Source organism: Dactylosporangium siamense (assembly GCF_016862795.1).
GTDB lineage: Bacteria > Actinomycetota > Actinomycetes > Mycobacteriales > Micromonosporaceae > Dactylosporangium > Dactylosporangium siamense.
In genome coordinates this window covers 47,393-63,929 of sequence record NZ_BONQ01000071.1, presented here as the reverse complement: position 1 = coordinate 63,929, position 16,537 = coordinate 47,393, and the positions used below count along the sequence as shown (strand labels likewise).

Sequence of the window (16,537 nt, the reverse complement as noted above, 5' to 3'; positions counted from 1 at the left end):
ATGGACCTGCAGTACCTGAAGGAGCATCCCGCGCAGCTGCCGGTGTTCATCAAGCACCAGCGGATCCGGGAGACCCCGGTGCCGGGCGGGTCGATCTGCACCGCCCAGCGGCTCACCCTCGACGACGGCAGCTCGATCTTCTGCAAGTCCCTCGCGGACCCGCCGGTGGGATTCTTCGCCGCCGAGGCCGCCGGGCTGCGCTGGCTGCGGGAGTCCGGCGCGGTGCCGGTGCCGGACGTCATCGCCGAGCTGCCGGAGCTGCTCGCCCTCGAGTGGATCGAGCACGGCGAGGCCACCCCGGAGGGCGCCGAGCGGCTCGGTCAGCGGCTGGCGGCCCTGCACCGGGCGGGTGCGCCGGCGTTCGGGGCGCCCTGGACCGGGTTCATCGGCACGGCGGCGCTGCCCAACGACGCCTCGGACGGCCCCTGGGCGCCCTGGTTCGCCGAGCGTCGGTTGCTGCCGTTCCTGCGCATCTCGATCGACAACGGCGCCCTGACCGGTGCGGACGTCGCCGGCGTCGAGCGCGTGATCGCCGACATCGAGGGGTACGGCGGCGCCGAGCCTCCCTGCCGCATCCACGGTGACCTGTGGCCGGGCAACGTGCTGTGGGACCGCTCCGGCGACGGCTGGCTCGTCGACCCGGCCGCGCACGGCGGGCACCGCGAGACCGACCTGGCGCTGCTCGGCCTGTGGGGCGGCGCTCCGCACTACGACCGGTTCCTGGCCGCTTACGGCGAGGCGTGGCCGCTCGCGGACGGCTGGCAGGACCGCGTCCCGCTGCACCGGCTCTACCTTCTGCTGGTGCACACGGCGCTGTTCGGGGCCGCATACCGTGAGTCGGTCCGCTCCATGCTTCGAGCCCTCTGAACTGTCATACCGCTGGGGTACCGTTTCGGGCATGACGCTTTCGGAGCCGCCCGGTGCCGGTCTCGCCGACCGTCACGGCCGCGTGGCGACCGACCTGCGGGTGTCCCTGACCGACCGGTGCAACCTGCGCTGCACGTATTGCATGCCCGCCGAGGGGCTCGACTGGCTGCCGAGCCCGACGCTGCTCACCGACGACGAGGTCGTGCGGCTGATCGAGGTCGCGGTCACCCAGCTCGGCGTGACCGAGGTCCGCTTCACCGGTGGCGAGCCGCTGCTGCGCCGGGGACTGCCCGGGATCGTGCGGGCCGTCGCCGCGCTGGAGCCGCGCCCGAGCACCATGCTGACGACCAACGGCGTCGGCCTGGCCCGGCTCGCCGGGACGCTCGCCGAAGCGGGGCTCGACCGGGTCAACGTCTCGCTGGACACCGTCGACCCGGCCAGGTTCCAGGCGTTGACCCGCCGCGACCGGCACGCCGACGTGCTCGCCGGGCTCGCCGCCTCCGCCGCGGCCGGCCTGGTGCCGGTGAAGATGAATGCGGTGCTGCTGCGCGGGGTCAACGACGACGAGGCGGTGCCGCTGCTGCGGTTCGCCCTCGAGCACGGTTATGAGCTGCGGTTCATCGAGCAGATGCCGCTGGACGCCGGCCACACCTGGCGGCGCGAGGAGATGGTGACCGGCAAGGAGATCCTCGGCCGGTTGCAGGAGGCGTTCGACCTGCGCCCGGATCCGGCGCTGCGCGGCGGTGCGCCCGCCGAGACCTGGCTGGTCGAGGGGCATTCCGGCATCGGTGGCGGGCCCGCCCGGGTGGGCGTGATCGCGAGCGTGTCGCAGCCGTTCTGCGGCGCCTGTGACCGCACCCGGCTGACCGCCGACGGATCGGTGCGCTCGTGCCTGTTCAGCCAGGAGGAGACCGATCTGCGCGGCGCGTTGCGGGCCGGGGCCACCGACGGTGAGCTGGCCGACCTCTGGCGCAAGGCGATGTGGGCGAAGCCGGCCGGGCACGGCATCGACGACCCGAAGTTTCTGCAGCCTGCCCGTCCCATGTCGGCGATCGGGGGATGACCGCGGTGCTGCTCGTGCGCTACTTCGCCGGGGCCCGCGCGGCCGCCGGCGTGCCCGAGGAGAAGATCGAGGCGGCGACGCTGGGCGAGCTCGAGGCCGCCCTGACGGCCGGGCGGCCGAAGCTCGCCTCGGTGCTCACGGCCTGTTCGTTCCTCGTCGACGGCACGTCCTGGCGCGACCGCGACGCGGCGCTGCCGGCGACGGCGACGATCGACGTCCTTCCACCATTCGCGGGCGGCTGAGCACGTGTCCACTGCGCTTTTCCTGATCATCGCGCTGCTCGTCGTGCTGCTCGTCGTGGGCGGAATCCACTGGTATCTGTGGAAACGGCTCGTCAAGGACGTGGTGACCACGCGGCGCGGCCGCAGGGTCGGCGCCCTGGTCGTGGTGCTGCTCGGGGTGCTGATCCCGGTGACGCTGGTCGGTTCGCGGGTGCTGCCGCTGCACGCGCAGCCGGTGCTGGCGTGGCCCGGGTTCCTGTGGTTGGCCCTGATGTTCTACCTGCTGGTGACGCTGGCGCTGCTGGAGCTGCCGCGACTGGCGCTGCGCGGCTGGACCCGGCGGACGCCGGTGCAGCCTGTGGATAACTCTGTGGACAACGGCGTGCTGCCTGTGGACACAGGGACCCGACCTGTGCAGGGGGTTGTGGACGAGGCCGCCGGCGCTGTGGAAAACCGGGCGGCCGGCACGGCGGATCCTGTGGACGGCGCGGTGGCCGTGGACGGCGGGAGCGCCGTCGCGGCGGCCCGGTCCTCGTCGGAGCCGCCCCCGGCCGCGGTGGAGGGCCGGTTCGATCCGTCCCGCCGGCTGCTGCTCGGGCGGTCCCTCGCCGCGACGGCGGGGGCGCTGTCCGTGGCGGCCGTCGGCATCGGCACATGGCAGGCGAAGAGCGCGCCGGTGTTGAAGCGGGTGCCGATCCGGCTGGCGAAGCTCCCCGCGAGCATGGCCGGCTTCAAGATCGCCCTGGTGTCCGACATCCACCTCGGGCCGCTGCTGGGCAGGTCGCACACCGAGCGGATCGTCCGGATGATCAACTCGGTCGACGCGGACCTGGTGGCGATCGTCGGCGACCTGGTCGACGGTTCGGTCGCCGAGCTCGGCCCGGCCGCCGAGCCGTTGCAGGACCTGCGGGCGCGCCATGGCAGCTTCTTCGTCACCGGCAACCATGAGTACTTCTCCGGCTACCAGGAGTGGATCGACGAGGTGAACTCGCTGGGTGTCCGGGTCCTGCGCAACGAGCGCGTCGACGTCCAGGGCCTGGACCTCGCCGGGGTCAACGACGTGACCGGCGAGGACGTCGGCGACGGACCCGACTTCGTCAAGGCGCTCGACGGTCGTGACGCGTCCCGGCCGGTCGTGCTGCTCGCCCACCAGCCGGTGCAGGCGCACGACGCGGCGAAACACGGCGTCGACCTGCAGCTGTCCGGGCACACCCACGGCGGCCAGATGGTGCCGTTCAACCTGTTGGTCGGCCTGGAGGCGCCGGTGGTGGCCGGTCTCGGCACGGTCGACGGCACCCAGGTCTACGTGACGCGGGGCGCCGGTTTCTGGGGGCCGCCGGTGCGATTCGGTGCGCCGCCTGACATCTCGATCATTGAGCTGCGCGGCGCGTAGCAGGCGACGGCCGGTGGGCGTGTGACAGGATGCGGCGTGCCTCCGAACGTCGCCGACCACTCGTTCGTCGCTGATCTGCACATCCACTCGAAGTACTCCCGGGCGTGCAGTCGCGACCTCAGCATCGAGACGCTCACCTGGTGGGCCCGGCGCAAGGGCATCACGCTCCTCGGCACCGGCGACTTCACCCACCCGGCCTGGCACGACCACCTGCGTGAGGCGCTCGTCCCGGCGGAGCCGGGCCTGTTCCGCCTGCACCCGGACCGCGAGGCGGACATCCTGCGCCGCCTGCCCGGCCGGCTGTCCGACGGCGCCGAGGGTTCGCCGGTCCGGTTCATGCTGTCGGTGGAGATCTCCACGATCTACAAGCGCGACGACCGGACCCGCAAGGTGCACCATCTGATCTACCAGCCGGACTTCGAGGCCGCCGCCCGGTTCAACACCGCGCTGGGGCGGATCGGCAACCTCGGCTCCGACGGCCGGCCGATCCTCGGCCTCGACTCGCGCGACCTGCTCGAGATCACGCTGACGGCCAGCCCCGACGGATTCCTGGTCCCAGCGCACATCTGGACGCCGTGGTTCTCCGCGCTGGGCTCCAAGTCGGGCTTCGACGCGATCGCCGACTGTTACGCCGACCTGGCCGAGCACATCTTCGCGGTCGAGACCGGCCTGTCGTCCGACCCGGCGATGAACTGGCGGGTGTCGTCGCTGGACCGCTACCGGCTGGTCTCCAACTCCGACGCGCACTCCCCGCCGGCCCTGGCCCGCGAGGCGACCCTGCTGACCAGCGAGCTGGACTACTTCAAGGTCCGCGACGCGCTGCGCACCGGTGACGGGCTCGCCGGCACGATCGAGTTCTTCCCCGAGGAGGGCAAGTACCACGGCGACGGGCACCGCGCCTGCGACGTGAACTGGCTCCCGGCCCAGACCCGCGACGCCGAGGGCCTGTGCCCGGTCTGCGGCAAGGCGCTCACCGTCGGCGTGCTGCACCGGGTCGAGGAGCTCGCCGACCGCGCCGACGGCTACGTGCCGCCCGGCGCGCCCCAGGTCACCCACCTGATCCAGCTGCACGAGATCCTCGGCGAGATCCACGGTGTCGGCCCGAAGTCCAAGACCGTCGACGCGGCGCTGACCTCGCTGGTCGCCGAGCTGGGCTCGGAGCTGGCGATCCTGCGTGAGGTCCCGGTCGAGGAGATCACCCGCGCCGGTGGCGAGCTGCTCGGCGAGGGCATCGCCCGGTTGCGCCGCGGCGAGGTGCACCGCACGCCCGGCTACGACGGCGAATACGGGATCATCAAGCTCTTCGCACCGGAGGAGCTGCGCTCCCGCGGGGTGCAGGAGGACGTGCTGTTCGACGTACCGATGCCGCAGTTGCCGAAACAGCGCAAGGCGGAGTCGGCGCCCAAGCCCGCCGCGAAACGCCGGCGTCCCGCGCCCGCCTCGTCGCCCGAGCCACCCCCACCGATCTCCGCGCCCGCCTCGCCGCATGAGCCGCTCGAGCCGATGCTGGCGGGGATGGAGGAGGTCGGCACGGGCCTGCTCGACCGCCTCGACGCGCTGCAGCGGGTGGCGGCGTCCGCGCCCGGCGGCCCGCTGCTGATCGTGGCCGGCCCCGGCACCGGCAAGACCCGCACGCTCACGCACCGCATCGCGTACCTGTGTGCCGAGCTGGACGTGTACCCGGAGGAGTGCCTGGCGATCACGTTCACTCGGCGGGCCGCGGAGGAGCTGCGGGAGCGGCTGGAGGGCCTGCTCGGGCCGGTGACCGAGGCGGTGACGGTGTCGACGTTCCACGCGCTGGGGCTGTCGATCCTGCGGGAGAACGCCGCCGCGGTCGGGCTGACCCCGAAGTTCCGCATCGCCGAGGAGGCCGACCTGCTGGCGGCCCTCGATCCGCTGTCGGAGCGCGAGGCCCGGCGGGCCCTCGCTGCGATGGAGCCGTCGACCCGCGAGGCCCTGGCGAAGGCGTTGCGGGCGCGGGACATGGTGTCGCTCGACGAGCTGCTGACGCTCAGCGTGCAGCTGCTCACCGAGTCGCCGGCGCTGGTCGACCGCTACCGGGACCGCTGGCAATGGATCTTCGTCGACGAGTATCAGGACGTCGACCCGGTGCAGTACGACCTGCTGCGCCTGCTGTGCCCACCGGGCGGCAACCTCTGCGCGATCGGCGACCCGGACCAGGCGATCTACTCGTTCCGCGGCGCCGAGGTCTCGTTCTTCCTGCGCTTCGCCGTGGACTTCTCCACGCCGGACATCGACGCCCGGGTCGTGCGGCTCACCCGCAACTACCGCTCGTCGGCGCCGATCCTCGCCGCGGCCGTGCAGGCCATCGCGCCGACGACCCTGGTGCCGGGGCGGCGCCTCGACCCGGCCCGGCTGGACCTGGAAGCGCCGATGGTCGGGCTGTATCCGGCCATGTCCGTCGCCGACGAGGCCGACTTCGTGGTCCGCACCGTCGACGAGCTGGTCGGCGGCCTGTCGCACCGTTCGCACGACAACCGGGTCGACTCCCGGGCGGCGATCGGGGCCATGTCGTTCTCCGACATCGCGGTGCTGTACCGCACGGATGCACAGTCGGCGCCGATCGTCGACGCGCTGTCGCGGGCGGGCGTGCCGGTGCAGAAGCGCTCGCACGACCGGCTGCTGGACCGGCCCGGCGTCGCCGCCATCGCGCGTGAGCTGCGCTTCGCGACCGGTCTCGGCGGGTCTATCGCGGCCCGGGTGCGGCTGGCCGGCCAGGTCGTCGCGGGGCGCTGCGGCCAGCTCGACAGCGATGTGATCGGGCTGACCGAGGCCGACGTGTGGACCGCGGTCGAGCTGATGACGCCGCCGGCGTTGCGGGCGGGAAGCGATCTGGACGAGTTCCTGGGCGCCCTCGCGACCGGCGCCGAGGTCGACGGCTGGGACCCGCGTGCGGACCGGGTGACGCTGCTGACCCTGCACGCGTCGAAGGGGCTCGAGTTTCCGGTCGTGTTCCTGGTCGGCTGCGAGGACGGGCTGCTGCCGCTGCGGATGCCCGGCTCGCAGGGCCGGCCCGGCTCGCAGGGCCGCTCCGAGGACGACATCGCCGAGGAACGCCGGTTGTTCTTCGTCGGGCTGACCCGCGCGCAGGACCGGCTCTTCCTTTCGCACAGCCGGACGCGCTTCCGGCACGGGTCGGAGCGCGACATGGCACCGACGCCGTTCCTGTCCTCCATCGACCCCGGGCTGTTGGAGCGGCGCGGTCCCGCGGCCCCCCGCAAGCCCAAGGATCGGCAGCTCCGCCTTATCTGAACCCCGACCTGTCGTGAATCCGTGAGGTGGAAGTGTCGGGGGGTGGCGCTACCGTGGCAACATCGACGCAACTAGGCTGCCTGGAGCTTCGCGGAGCAGGAGGATCATATGTCGGGTTACGGACCGCCGGGCCCGTATCAGGGCCAACCGCAGGACCCCTGGCAGGGCGGCCAGCAGGATCCCTATGGCCAGCCGGACCCGTATGGTCCGCCGCCCGGGCAGTACGGACCGCCTGACCCCTACGGTCAGCAGCCGGATCCTTACGGCCAGCCACCGCAGTGGGGTCAGCAGCCACAGTCCGGTGGACCCTACGGGGGCAACTACCCGCAGACCGGGACCTACCAGCAGCCCGCCTACGGCCAGCCGCCCGGTCCCGCCCAAGGCGGCACGCAGCAGTGGGGCCCGCCGGTCGCGCCGCCCCGCCGCAGGGGTGCCGGCGGCACGGTGGCGCTGGTCGTCATCATCGTGCTGGTCCTGTGCGGCGCCGGTGGCTTCGGCATCTGGTATGTCACGAAGGACAAGAAGTCGTCCCCGACGACCACCTCACCGACGACGAAGACCAGCACCTCCGCCAAGCCCTCAGGCAGTGCGGCGCCGAGTGGCGCGTCCTCATCGGCGCCCGGTGGCGTGCAGGCCGGCGACGCCAAGACGGTGAAGGTCGGCGAGTGCCTGGTCAACCAGGGCACCCCGCAGGCGCCCAAGATGGTGAAGGCCACCTGTGCGCCGGCAACGTTCGAGGTGCTCAAGCGCATCCCGAACACGACGGACAAGTCCAAGTGCAACGGCGTGACCGGTTACACGCACGACTACTTCTACGACAGCACCCTCGACAGCGAGGACTTCGTGCTGTGCCTCAAGCTGAGGAACTAACCGCTCCCGGACGCGTTCGTGGGCCATGGTGGGGTACCCCGCCGTGGCCCACGTTCGTTTGCACGGTAGGTTGACTCGAACGTTTGTTTGACCCCCCTTGCGCGGCGCCCCCGAGGGCGTGTAGTACATTAGTTCGAGCGTGGCGGACAGGTGTTCGATGGCCTGATCTATGCCTCTCTTGCGTGTGCCCTAGACTTTGCTAGATAAGGCACGACACGCCACAAGGGCTCTCTATGCGGTTCTAGCGTTCTGGCTAGAGACGCCGATACTCTGCGATCGTGGATCCTGTTCGGAACCCGTATGCGCCCGGCGCCGGGCAGCGGCCCCCTGAGCTGGCCGGCCGCGACCGTGAGCTCCAGGCATTCGAAGTTGTCCTCGAGCGCGTCGCCCGTGGACGCCCCGAGCGCTCACTGATGCTCACCGGCCTGCGTGGCGTGGGCAAGACCGTGCTGCTCAACACGCTGCGCTCGCAGGCGATCTCGCGCCTGTGGGGCACCGGCAAGATCGAGGCGCGGCCCGACCAGTCGCTGCGCCGGCCGTTGTCGGCGGCGCTGCACATGGCCATCCGCGAGCTCGCCCCGCACCACCGGGCGCCCGACCGGATCGACGAGTTCCTCGGGGTGCTGAAGGCGTTCGCGGTCCGGGAGGACCCCAACAAGCCGCCGGCGAAGCTCCGGGACCGGTGGCAGCCCGGGATCGACGTCCCGGCGACCACCGGCCGCGCCGACTCCGGCGACATCGAGATCGACCTTGTCGAGCTCTTCACCGACGCCGCCAGCGTCGCCACCGATGTCGGCACCGGCGTGGCGATCTTCATCGACGAGATGCAGGACCTGTCGGCCGACGACATCTCGGCGATGTGCGCGGCGTGCCACGAGCTGTCGCAGACGGGTGCGCCGCTGATCGTGGTCGGCGCCGGACTGCCGCACCTCCCGGCCCTGCTCACCGCGTCGAAGTCCTACTCCGAGCGGCTCTTCCGCTACCAGCGCATCGACCGGCTCGACCGGATCGCGGCCGACCTCGCCCTCACCGCACCCGCGTTGCGGGAAGAGGTCGAATACGAGGCCAAGGCGCTCGACGCGCTCTACGAGGCCTCGGGCGGCTACCCGTACTTCGTGCAGGCCTACGGCAAGGCGACCTGGGACCACGCGCCTCACTCGCCCATCACCGCCGCGGACGTCCGGGTGGCGGCCCCGGAGGCCGAGGCGGAGCTGGCCGTCGGCTTCTTCGGCTCCCGCTACGAGCGGGCCACCCCGGCCGAGCGCGAATACATGCGCTCGATGGCGACGCTCCTGCCCGCCGTCGACGTGTCCGAGGCGGTGCCGACGGCGGAGATCGCCCGCTCGCTCGGCCGCCGCCCGGCGAGCCTGTCACCGGCCCGCGACGCCCTGATCAAGAAGGGCCTCATCTACTCGGGCGAGCGGGGCACTGTCGCTTTCACGGTGCCGCACTTCGCCCGCTACATCCGCTCGCAGCCGTCCGACTAGGTCTTCTTGCCCGCTTCCCCGCTTCGGCGCCGCTCGCCCTCTCGGTCTTCGGCCGCTCGCCTCTTCCCTTCTTCTTCCCTCTTCTTTCCCGCTCGCACGCTCGGCCTTCGACCCGCTCGGTCTTCGACCCTCCCGCTCGTCGGGTGCCGTGTTCTCCCGCTCGTCGGGTGCCGTGTTCTCCCGGTCGTCGGCGCTGTGCTCTCCCGGTCGTCGGCGCTTTGCGTTCGATCTAGGCTTTTGCTCGTTCGATGACGCCTCGCAGGTCCCGGCGTTCGATGGCGGCGGCCATCAGGTCGGGGAAGACGTCGGGCGTGCAGGCGAACGCCGGCACCCCCAGCGCCGCGAGCGCCGCCGCGTTCTCGTGGTCGTAGTCCGGGGCGCCCTCGTCGGACAGCGCCAGCAACGCGATCACCTGCACGCCGGCGGAGGTCATCGCGGCCACCCGCCGGAGCATCTCCTCGCGCACGCCGCCCTCGTACAGATCGCTGATCAGCACGAAGATCGTGTCGCGTGGGCGGGTGATGAGCTGCTGGCCGTACGCGATGGCGCGGTTGATGTCCGTCCCACCGCCGAGCTGGGTGCCGAACAGCACGTCGACCGGGTCCGCGAGCTGGTCGGTCAGGTCAACCACGGCGGTGTCGAACACCACGAGCGACGTCTTCAGCGACCGCATCGAGGCGAGCACCGCGGCGAACACCCCCGAGTACACGACGGACGCGGCCATCGAGCCGGACTGGTCGACGCACAGCACGACGTCACGCTGCACCGACTGGGCCCGGCGGCCGTACCCGACCAGTCGCTCCGGGACGATCGTGCGGTGCTCGGCCTGGTAGTGCTTGAGGTTCGCCCGGATGGTCCGGTTCCAGTCGATGTCGTGGTGGCGGGGCCGGTTGATCCGCGCGGCCCGGTTGAGTGCCCCGGCCAGCGCGGTCCTGGTCGGCTGCGCGATGCGCCGCTCCAACTCGGTGACGACCTTCGCGACGACCTTGCGTGCGGCCCGCTTGCTCTTGTCCGGCATGACCCGGTTGAGCGACAGCAGCGTCCCGACGAGATGCACGTCCGGTTCGACGGCGTCGAGCATCTCCGGCTCCAACAGCAGCCGGGTCAGGTCGAGCCGCTCGATCGCGTCCGCCTGCATCACCTGGACGACCGTCGACGGGAAGTACTGCCGGATGTCACCGAGCCAGCGAGCGACCCGTGGCGCCGAGGCGCCGAGCCCGGCACCGCGTTGGCTGCCGGTGCCTTCGCCACTGTCGTACAGTGCGCCGAGCGCCGCGTCGATCGACACGTCGGCGCCGGTGAGGCTGTGACCGGTGCCTTCGCCGCCGGATGCCCCACCCAGCGCCAGCCGCCACCGGCGGAGGCGCTCGTCGTGCTGGTCTTCGGCGTGGTCGTCGTGGCTTTGACCCGGGCTATTGCCGTGGCCTTTGCTCTGGCCGTTGTCATGACTCAGGCTCTGGCCGTGGCTCGCGCCGTGGCTCGGGCTCGCGTCGTGGCTCTGGCTCGCGCCGTGGCTCGGGCTCGCGTCGTGGCTCGGGCTCGCGTCGTGGCTCGGGCTCGCGTCGTGGCTCGGGCTCGCGTCGTGGCTCTGGCTCGCGCCGTGGCTCTGGCCGTTGTCATGACTCGGGCTCTGGCCGTGGCTCGCGCCGTGGCCGTGGTCGTGGCTTTCGCTCTGGTCGCGGCTCTGGTCATGCATGGTGCGGCTCCTTGCCCAGCAGCTGTGCCACAACCGGAAGCAGCAGCGCGCCGCGGTCCGGGTCGACCTGGTCGTCGTGCTCGCCGGCTCGGGGGCGTCCGCCGGAGCCCAGGTGCGCGGCCCGTTCGCCGATCATGCGGCGCTGCGGTGCGGGGTACCCGCTGAACGTCCGCCGGAGCAGCGGCAGCACCTCGACGAACCCATCCGCCGGAATGCCGGTCAACCAGGCGTCGACCAGTGCCAGCAACCGCTCGTCGTGGACCAGCAGCAGCCCGTCGCCGGCGAGGAACCCTTCGATCCACGCGGCGGCCTTGGCAACCGGCACGCCGACGGTCAGCACCAGCGCCATCCTTGCGCCGATCTCGTCGGCGTCCACGGTGCCCGCATCGAGCAGCAACCGGCTCATCCGCCCGGTGAGCAGCCCGTGCAGGTCGTCACGGGTGGACAGACCGCCGAGCAGCGCCTGCCACCGCTGGCTGGCGTCGACGTCGTCGATCAACGCCAGCGCGCCCTGCACCCCGTCGATCCGGTCGCGCATCACCGCCGCCGCCGCGTCGTCGAGCCCACCGACCGCCGCCGGCAGGCCGACACAGACCCGCGTGATCATGCCGTGCGTCACCGAGCGCAGCGCTGACAGGTCGGTGCCGCGCACATCGCCGTACCGCAGCGTGCGAGCGAGCGCGGGCAACGCGTCCATCAGGTGCGCGACGTCGGCGTCGAGCGCCATCCGCTCGTCGAGCGCGTCGAGCACTCCCGGCAGCGCGTCCGGCAGGTCCGCCAGCAGGCACCGCTCAACCAGCGCCGTCACGTCGGCAAGGGTCTCGGCCTCGGCGGCCTGCTCAGCGACCCGGGCGGTGGCCGCCTCACGGACCGTGGTCCCGTACACGCCGGCCTCGACCAGATCGACCGCGAACTCCGGCTGCCACGCGATCTGCCACGACTCCCAGAACGTGCCGCGCCCTTTCCGGTTGGCCAGCACCTGACCCCAGTCCACCCCCAACAACCGGAGCCGGTGCAGCAACTGGCTGCGCTGCAGGTCCAGGTCGCGCCGCAGGTCCAGGTCGATCTCGCGGCTGCTCACCGCCGGCTGGAGCCGCAGCCGGCGCTGGCTGCTGGCCACGTCCCGCGCGATCGGCACCCCGGGGGTCTGGTCCGGCACCCGCCCGAGCCGGTCACCGACCACCAGCCGCCGGTTGATCAGGCTGAGGCGCAGGTCGTCGCCGTCGCAGAGCACCGCGTGCGCCGCGTCGGTGACCTCGGCCAGCCCGGCGAGCGGCCGCCCGCGCATCGTCGCGAGCGCCTCGGCCAGCCGGGTCGCCTCGATGACGTGCGCGCTGGACACCGGCACGCCGTCCTTGCGCAGCACACCCGCGGCCCGCACCAGCCACCGCGCCACCACGTGCTCGTCCACCGCCGTGAACAGATGGTGATACCAGCCGGGCGAGCGGACGCCTGCGCCGTACCCCTGCCAGGACGCCAGCCGCGCATGCGTCCACGGCACCCAGGTCATCGCGACCTTGACCTTCGGCAGCCCCTTGAGCACCGCGGCATCGGACGACGCACTGGGCAGCGGCGCGGTCAACGCCGGCACGTGCCACGCCCCGCACACGACGGCCACCCGGTCGAACTCCTTCGTCGCCGCCCGGAGCGCCTGCCGCATGTGCGCCTCGCGCCGCTCCTCGTCGACCCGCTCGGCCTCGGGCGGCGCCGGCGCATGGGCCCTGACCACGGCCATTGCCTCGGCGATCGCCGCGAAAGGTGCGACCGCCGCCGCCAGCCGCTCCTCGTCGATGTCGGGCTCCGCGGCGAACAACGACCCCGGCCCACCCAGCCCTTCGGCGGCAACTCCCCCGGCACTGCCCCCACCCGCGGTCGCCCCGCCGCCAGCACCTCCGACCCCGGCCGCACCAGCCCCGGCCGGGCCAGCGCCTCCAGCACCAGCCCCACCGTCAGTGGCCATGCCTGCGGTTACCCCGCCCGCGCCAGCACCTCCGACACCAGCCATACCCGCGCCAGCCCCGCCCGCGGTGGTCCCGCCCGCACCGACGCCTCCGGCACCGGCACCGGCACCGGCCCCACCGTCACGGGCCCCGCCCGCGGTGGTCCCGCCCGTGGCTGTCCGGCCCGTCGACCTGTCCGTGGTGCGGCCGAGGTCGTGGGAGACGGGAATCCCGGTGGTGTCGGTGACTGTGGTCGTCCATGCCGGCTGGGTCTCCTGCCGGTGCTCGACGACGTCCTCCCACCACCGCTCTGGATCGTCATACCCGGCCGCCTCGGCCAGGGCGCCGATCGGGTCGATGCGCACCGTGTCGTCGGCCGGAGTCGGGGCGGCCGGGGTGCCGGAGGCCAGCCGGACCGCTGCCGGCAGGTCGATGAAACGCACCGGGATCTCACACGCGACCGCCCAGCGGATCGCCTGCCACTCGGGGGAGAACTCGGCGAACGGCCAGAACGACGCGCGGAGCTTCGGGTCGGGGTTGTCGGCTGGGTACGCCAGCAGCGCCACCGGAGCACGCATGTCCTCGTCGCCGGCGAACGGCACCAGCGGGTCGGCCTCAGGGGGGCCCTCGATGAGGATCACGTCGGGCTGGAACGCGGCGAGGGCACGGCGGACCGCCCTCGCCGACCCGGGCCCGTGGTGGCGCACCCCGAGCAGCAGCGGCTCACTCACCGCGACGGGCCGCCCGGTAGAAGTCGCGCCAGCCTTCTCGCTCTCTGATGACGGTTTCCAGGTACTCCTGCCAGACGACCTGATCGGAGACCGGGTCCTTGACGACCGCGCCCAGGATGCCGGCGGCGACGTCGCCGGCACGGAGCACCCCGTCGCCGAAGTGTGCGGCGAGTGCGAGGCCGTTGGTGACGACGGAGATCGCCTCGGCCGTCGACAGCGTGCCGCTCGGTGACTTCAGTTTGGTGCGCCCGTCCTCGGTGGCGCCGTTGCGCAGCTCGCGGAACACGGTCACGACCCGGCGGATCTCGTCGACCGCGGGCGGCAACTCGGGCAGCTCGAGCGCCTTGCCGAGAGCGGCAACCCGGCGGGACACGATGTCGACCTCTTCCTCGACCCCGCCCGGCACGGGCAGGACGACGGTGTTGAACCGGCGGCGCAGCGCGGAGGAGAGCTCGTTGACGCCGCGATCGCGGTCGTTGGCGGTGGCGATGACGTTGAACCCCTTGCGGGCCTGCACCTCCTCGCCGAGCTCGGGGACCGGCAGGGTCTTCTCCGACAGGATCGTGATCAGGCTGTCCTGCACGTCGGACGGCACGCGGGTCAGCTCCTCGATCCGCGCGATCCTGCCGTCGGCCATGGCGCGCAGCACCGGGCTGGGCACGAGCGCGGCCCGGCTGGGGCCGTCCGACAGCAGGCGGGCGTAGTTCCAGCCGTAGCGGATCGCCTCTTCGGGGGTGCCGGCGGTGCCCTGGACCAGCAGCGTCGAGTCCCCGCTGACCGCCGCCGCCAGGTGCTCGGACACCCAGGTCTTGGCGGTGCCGGGGACGCCGAGCAGCAGCAGCGCCCGGTCGGTGGCGAGAGTCGCGACCGCCACCTCCATCAACCGGCGTGAGCCGACGTACTTCGGGATGATCACGGTGCCATCGGCGGCGGCCCCGCCGAGCAGGTACGTCACCACGGCTGCTGGGGACAGCAGCCACCCCGGCGGCCGCGGGCGGTCGTCGCCGGCGGCCAGTGCGGCCAGCTCGGCGGCGAACTCGTCCTCGGCGTGCCGCCGCTGGACTGCCTGCGCTTCGACTGTGCTGGTCACGCGAGCTCCTCGAGCATGTCTTGTCGGAACCGGAGGGTGTCGGCGAAACGGCCGACGATGGAGGACATCGGATCATCGGACGCCAGGCCGGCAGCGAACTTGACCGCCCGGTCCGCGGCGTCCGCGGGCAGTCGCAGCGCGGCCAGCTCGCACAGCCCGGCCAGCCGCCACCCCGCCGAACGACGTCCGCCGAGGTCGTCGAGCGCGGCGAACACCGCCTCGACGAGCGCCGGTGGCCACGGTCGCGGGCACAGCTCCAGCACGTGCTCGACGCCGACCGCGGCCGCGCCGGCGAGGCCGCGACGCAGGACTTCGACCGCGATCGCGGACAGCGCGTCGGACGGCAGCGCGTCATAGAGCGCCTCGAGCAGCAGCCGGTCGTCGGGCCGTCCACCGGCCGCGACCTCCTCGGTCAGCTGGCCGGTCAGCGCGGTCGCCCACCGCGCGTCACGCTGCCCTGCGGCGGCCCGGGCCAGCCCGCGGCGCAGGACCGCGGCCCACTCGTCGGTCACGGGCAGGCGCAGGAACGCGTCCGGCTCGCCCCACACCCGCAACGGGGTCCGGGTGAGCAGCTCCTCCAGCCACCAGGCCCGCTCGCCGACGCCCACCGGCGGGCGCGGCGTGATCCCATCGCGGCGCATCGCCTTGTCGCACGCGGCCGGTGGCGCGACCACGATCCGGCCACCGTTGACCAGCACGCAGGCTGTCGAACGCTCGGCCATCCGCCGTGCGTAGGCACTGTCGGGCAGGAGTGCGAGCAGCTCGACCGCGGCCGCCCGCACCTCCTTGCGCCGGTCGTCGAGGGCCGTCTCCAGGACGGCCTCGTCGGCGTTGGACAGCCCGGTGACCAGGGCGCCGAGCAGCGCCGCCCGGTCGTCGGGTGTCTCGGTCGGCCAGGCGGTGCGCAGCAGGTCGCGGGCCGCGTCGGGATCCCGGCGCCGCAGCGCGGTCAGGAACCCCACCCGCCGCCCGATCGACCCCAGCTCCCACGCGCTGCCGTCGTCGGCGGGCCCGTCGATCGGCGCGGTGACGAGGTAGCCCCAGTCGGGTCGTTGGGCGGCCAGCCACTCGGCCCGCGGCCCGCCCACCGCGGCGATCAGCGTCCGCAGAATCCGGTGCCGCCGGCCGACCTCCAGCAGCGCGGGCAGCAGGTCGCCGGGCACCCGTCGCGGTCCGACCGCGCCCAGCCACTCCGCGAGCAGCTCCAGCCGGCCGTCGGCGTCACGCACCGGTGTCGCGTTGCTGGAGCCGTAACCCGCGGCGTCCACCGCGAGCAGGTCCGCGGCGCGGGCCGACGCCGGCCATGGCACCAGCGGGATCCCGGAGTCGTCGGGTGCGGGCTGCGGCACCGTGACCCCGGAGCGGGCGGCCACGCCGGCGCGTCGATACATCGTCAGGGCAGCCGCGGCGTCGAGCAGGACCTCGGCGGGGTCGCCGTCGCCTGCCGGAAGATGCCGCCGCTGCGTCCCGACCAGCGCCGTCGCCAGGACGTCGCCCCAGTCCGGCAGCTCGCTCACGCCGTCACCTCCGCTGCGCTCCGACACCGACCCGAGTTCCGCCGGCGTCCATGACCGCCGGCGGGCGTTGCGTGGCGGTGTGAGTGGTCCGGCACATCGTGGCGGCGCCGCGCCCCATCGACAGGGCGCACAGCCAACCGCCGACCGCTGAAAGACGACTCGCCGCACTGCGACCAACGCCGGCACCACGCCCCGCCAACAGCGATCGAACCCTGCGCACCCAACCAACGGCCACTGAAAGACGACTCGCCGCGCCGCGACCAACGCCGGCACCACGCCCCGCCAACAGCGATCGAACCCTGCGCACCCAACCAACGGCCGCTGAAAGACGACTCGCCGCGCCGCGACCGACGCCGGCGCCACGCGTCGCCACCGCACCCCGAACCGCT

General features: G+C 72.8%; 11 protein-coding genes. 7 read left to right on the top strand and 4 right to left on the bottom strand.

The features are described from left to right. The 7 genes from Dsi01nite_RS22690 to Dsi01nite_RS22660 all read left to right on the top strand — a co-directional run bounded on the left by Dsi01nite_RS22690 (nucleotide 1) and on the right by Dsi01nite_RS22660 (nucleotide 9,174). The gene (locus Dsi01nite_RS22690) at nucleotides 1-867 is read left to right on the top strand and encodes a fructosamine kinase family protein (protein WP_203848230.1); all 867 of its coding nucleotides are present in this window, start codon (nucleotides 1-3) and stop codon (nucleotides 865-867) included. 31 nt (nucleotides 868-898) lie between these two features. Then, nucleotides 899-1,930, top strand: coding sequence for a GTP 3',8-cyclase MoaA (gene moaA / locus Dsi01nite_RS22685; RefSeq protein ID WP_203848229.1), 1,032 nt, complete (start codon nucleotides 899-901; stop codon nucleotides 1,928-1,930). Then, entirely contained in the window at nucleotides 1,927-2,172 is a 246-nt protein-coding gene (locus Dsi01nite_RS22680; RefSeq protein WP_203848228.1) for a MoaD/ThiS family protein, read from the top strand. Before moaA ends, Dsi01nite_RS22680 begins: the two co-directional genes overlap by 4 nt. A gap of 4 nt (nucleotides 2,173-2,176) precedes the next feature. Continuing rightward, nucleotides 2,177-3,544 (top strand): metallophosphoesterase, encoded by a 1,368-nt coding sequence (locus Dsi01nite_RS22675; RefSeq protein ID WP_203848227.1) that lies wholly within the window; start codon nucleotides 2,177-2,179, stop codon nucleotides 3,542-3,544. Between the two features lie 21 nt (nucleotides 3,545-3,565). Continuing rightward, on the top strand, nucleotides 3,566-6,817 hold the full coding sequence (locus Dsi01nite_RS22670) for a UvrD-helicase domain-containing protein (protein WP_203848226.1): 3,252 nt from the start codon (nucleotides 3,566-3,568) through the stop codon (nucleotides 6,815-6,817). A 108-nt stretch (nucleotides 6,818-6,925) separates the two neighbouring features. Continuing rightward, a complete protein-coding gene (locus Dsi01nite_RS22665; RefSeq protein WP_203848225.1) occupies nucleotides 6,926-7,687 on the top strand; it encodes an LppU/SCO3897 family protein in 762 nt (253 codons plus the stop codon). A 278-nt stretch (nucleotides 7,688-7,965) separates the two neighbouring features. After that, entirely contained in the window at nucleotides 7,966-9,174 is a 1,209-nt protein-coding gene (locus Dsi01nite_RS22660; protein WP_203848224.1) for an ATP-binding protein, read from the top strand. 229 nt (nucleotides 9,175-9,403) lie between these two features. On the opposite strand, the gene Dsi01nite_RS22655 is transcribed toward Dsi01nite_RS22660, so the two are convergent. From Dsi01nite_RS22655 to Dsi01nite_RS22640, 4 genes are read right to left on the bottom strand one after another with little or no spacing between them, the layout of a single operon-like run. Continuing rightward, the gene (locus tag Dsi01nite_RS22655) at nucleotides 9,404-10,870 is read right to left on the bottom strand and encodes a VWA domain-containing protein (RefSeq protein ID WP_239136096.1); all 1,467 of its coding nucleotides are present in this window, start codon (nucleotides 10,868-10,870) and stop codon (nucleotides 9,404-9,406) included. Beyond that, on the bottom strand, nucleotides 10,863-13,541 hold the full coding sequence (locus Dsi01nite_RS22650) for a DUF5682 family protein (protein WP_203848223.1): 2,679 nt from the start codon (nucleotides 13,539-13,541) through the stop codon (nucleotides 10,863-10,865). Before Dsi01nite_RS22650 ends, Dsi01nite_RS22655 begins: the two co-directional genes overlap by 8 nt. Next, a complete protein-coding gene (locus Dsi01nite_RS22645; protein WP_203848222.1) occupies nucleotides 13,534-14,631 on the bottom strand; it encodes an ATP-binding protein in 1,098 nt (365 codons plus the stop codon). Before Dsi01nite_RS22645 ends, Dsi01nite_RS22650 begins: the two co-directional genes overlap by 8 nt. Beyond that, on the bottom strand, nucleotides 14,628-16,148 hold the full coding sequence (locus Dsi01nite_RS22640) for a DUF5691 domain-containing protein (RefSeq protein WP_203848221.1): 1,521 nt from the start codon (nucleotides 16,146-16,148) through the stop codon (nucleotides 14,628-14,630). Before Dsi01nite_RS22640 ends, Dsi01nite_RS22645 begins: the two co-directional genes overlap by 4 nt. Nucleotides 16,149-16,537 lie beyond the last annotated feature (389 nt).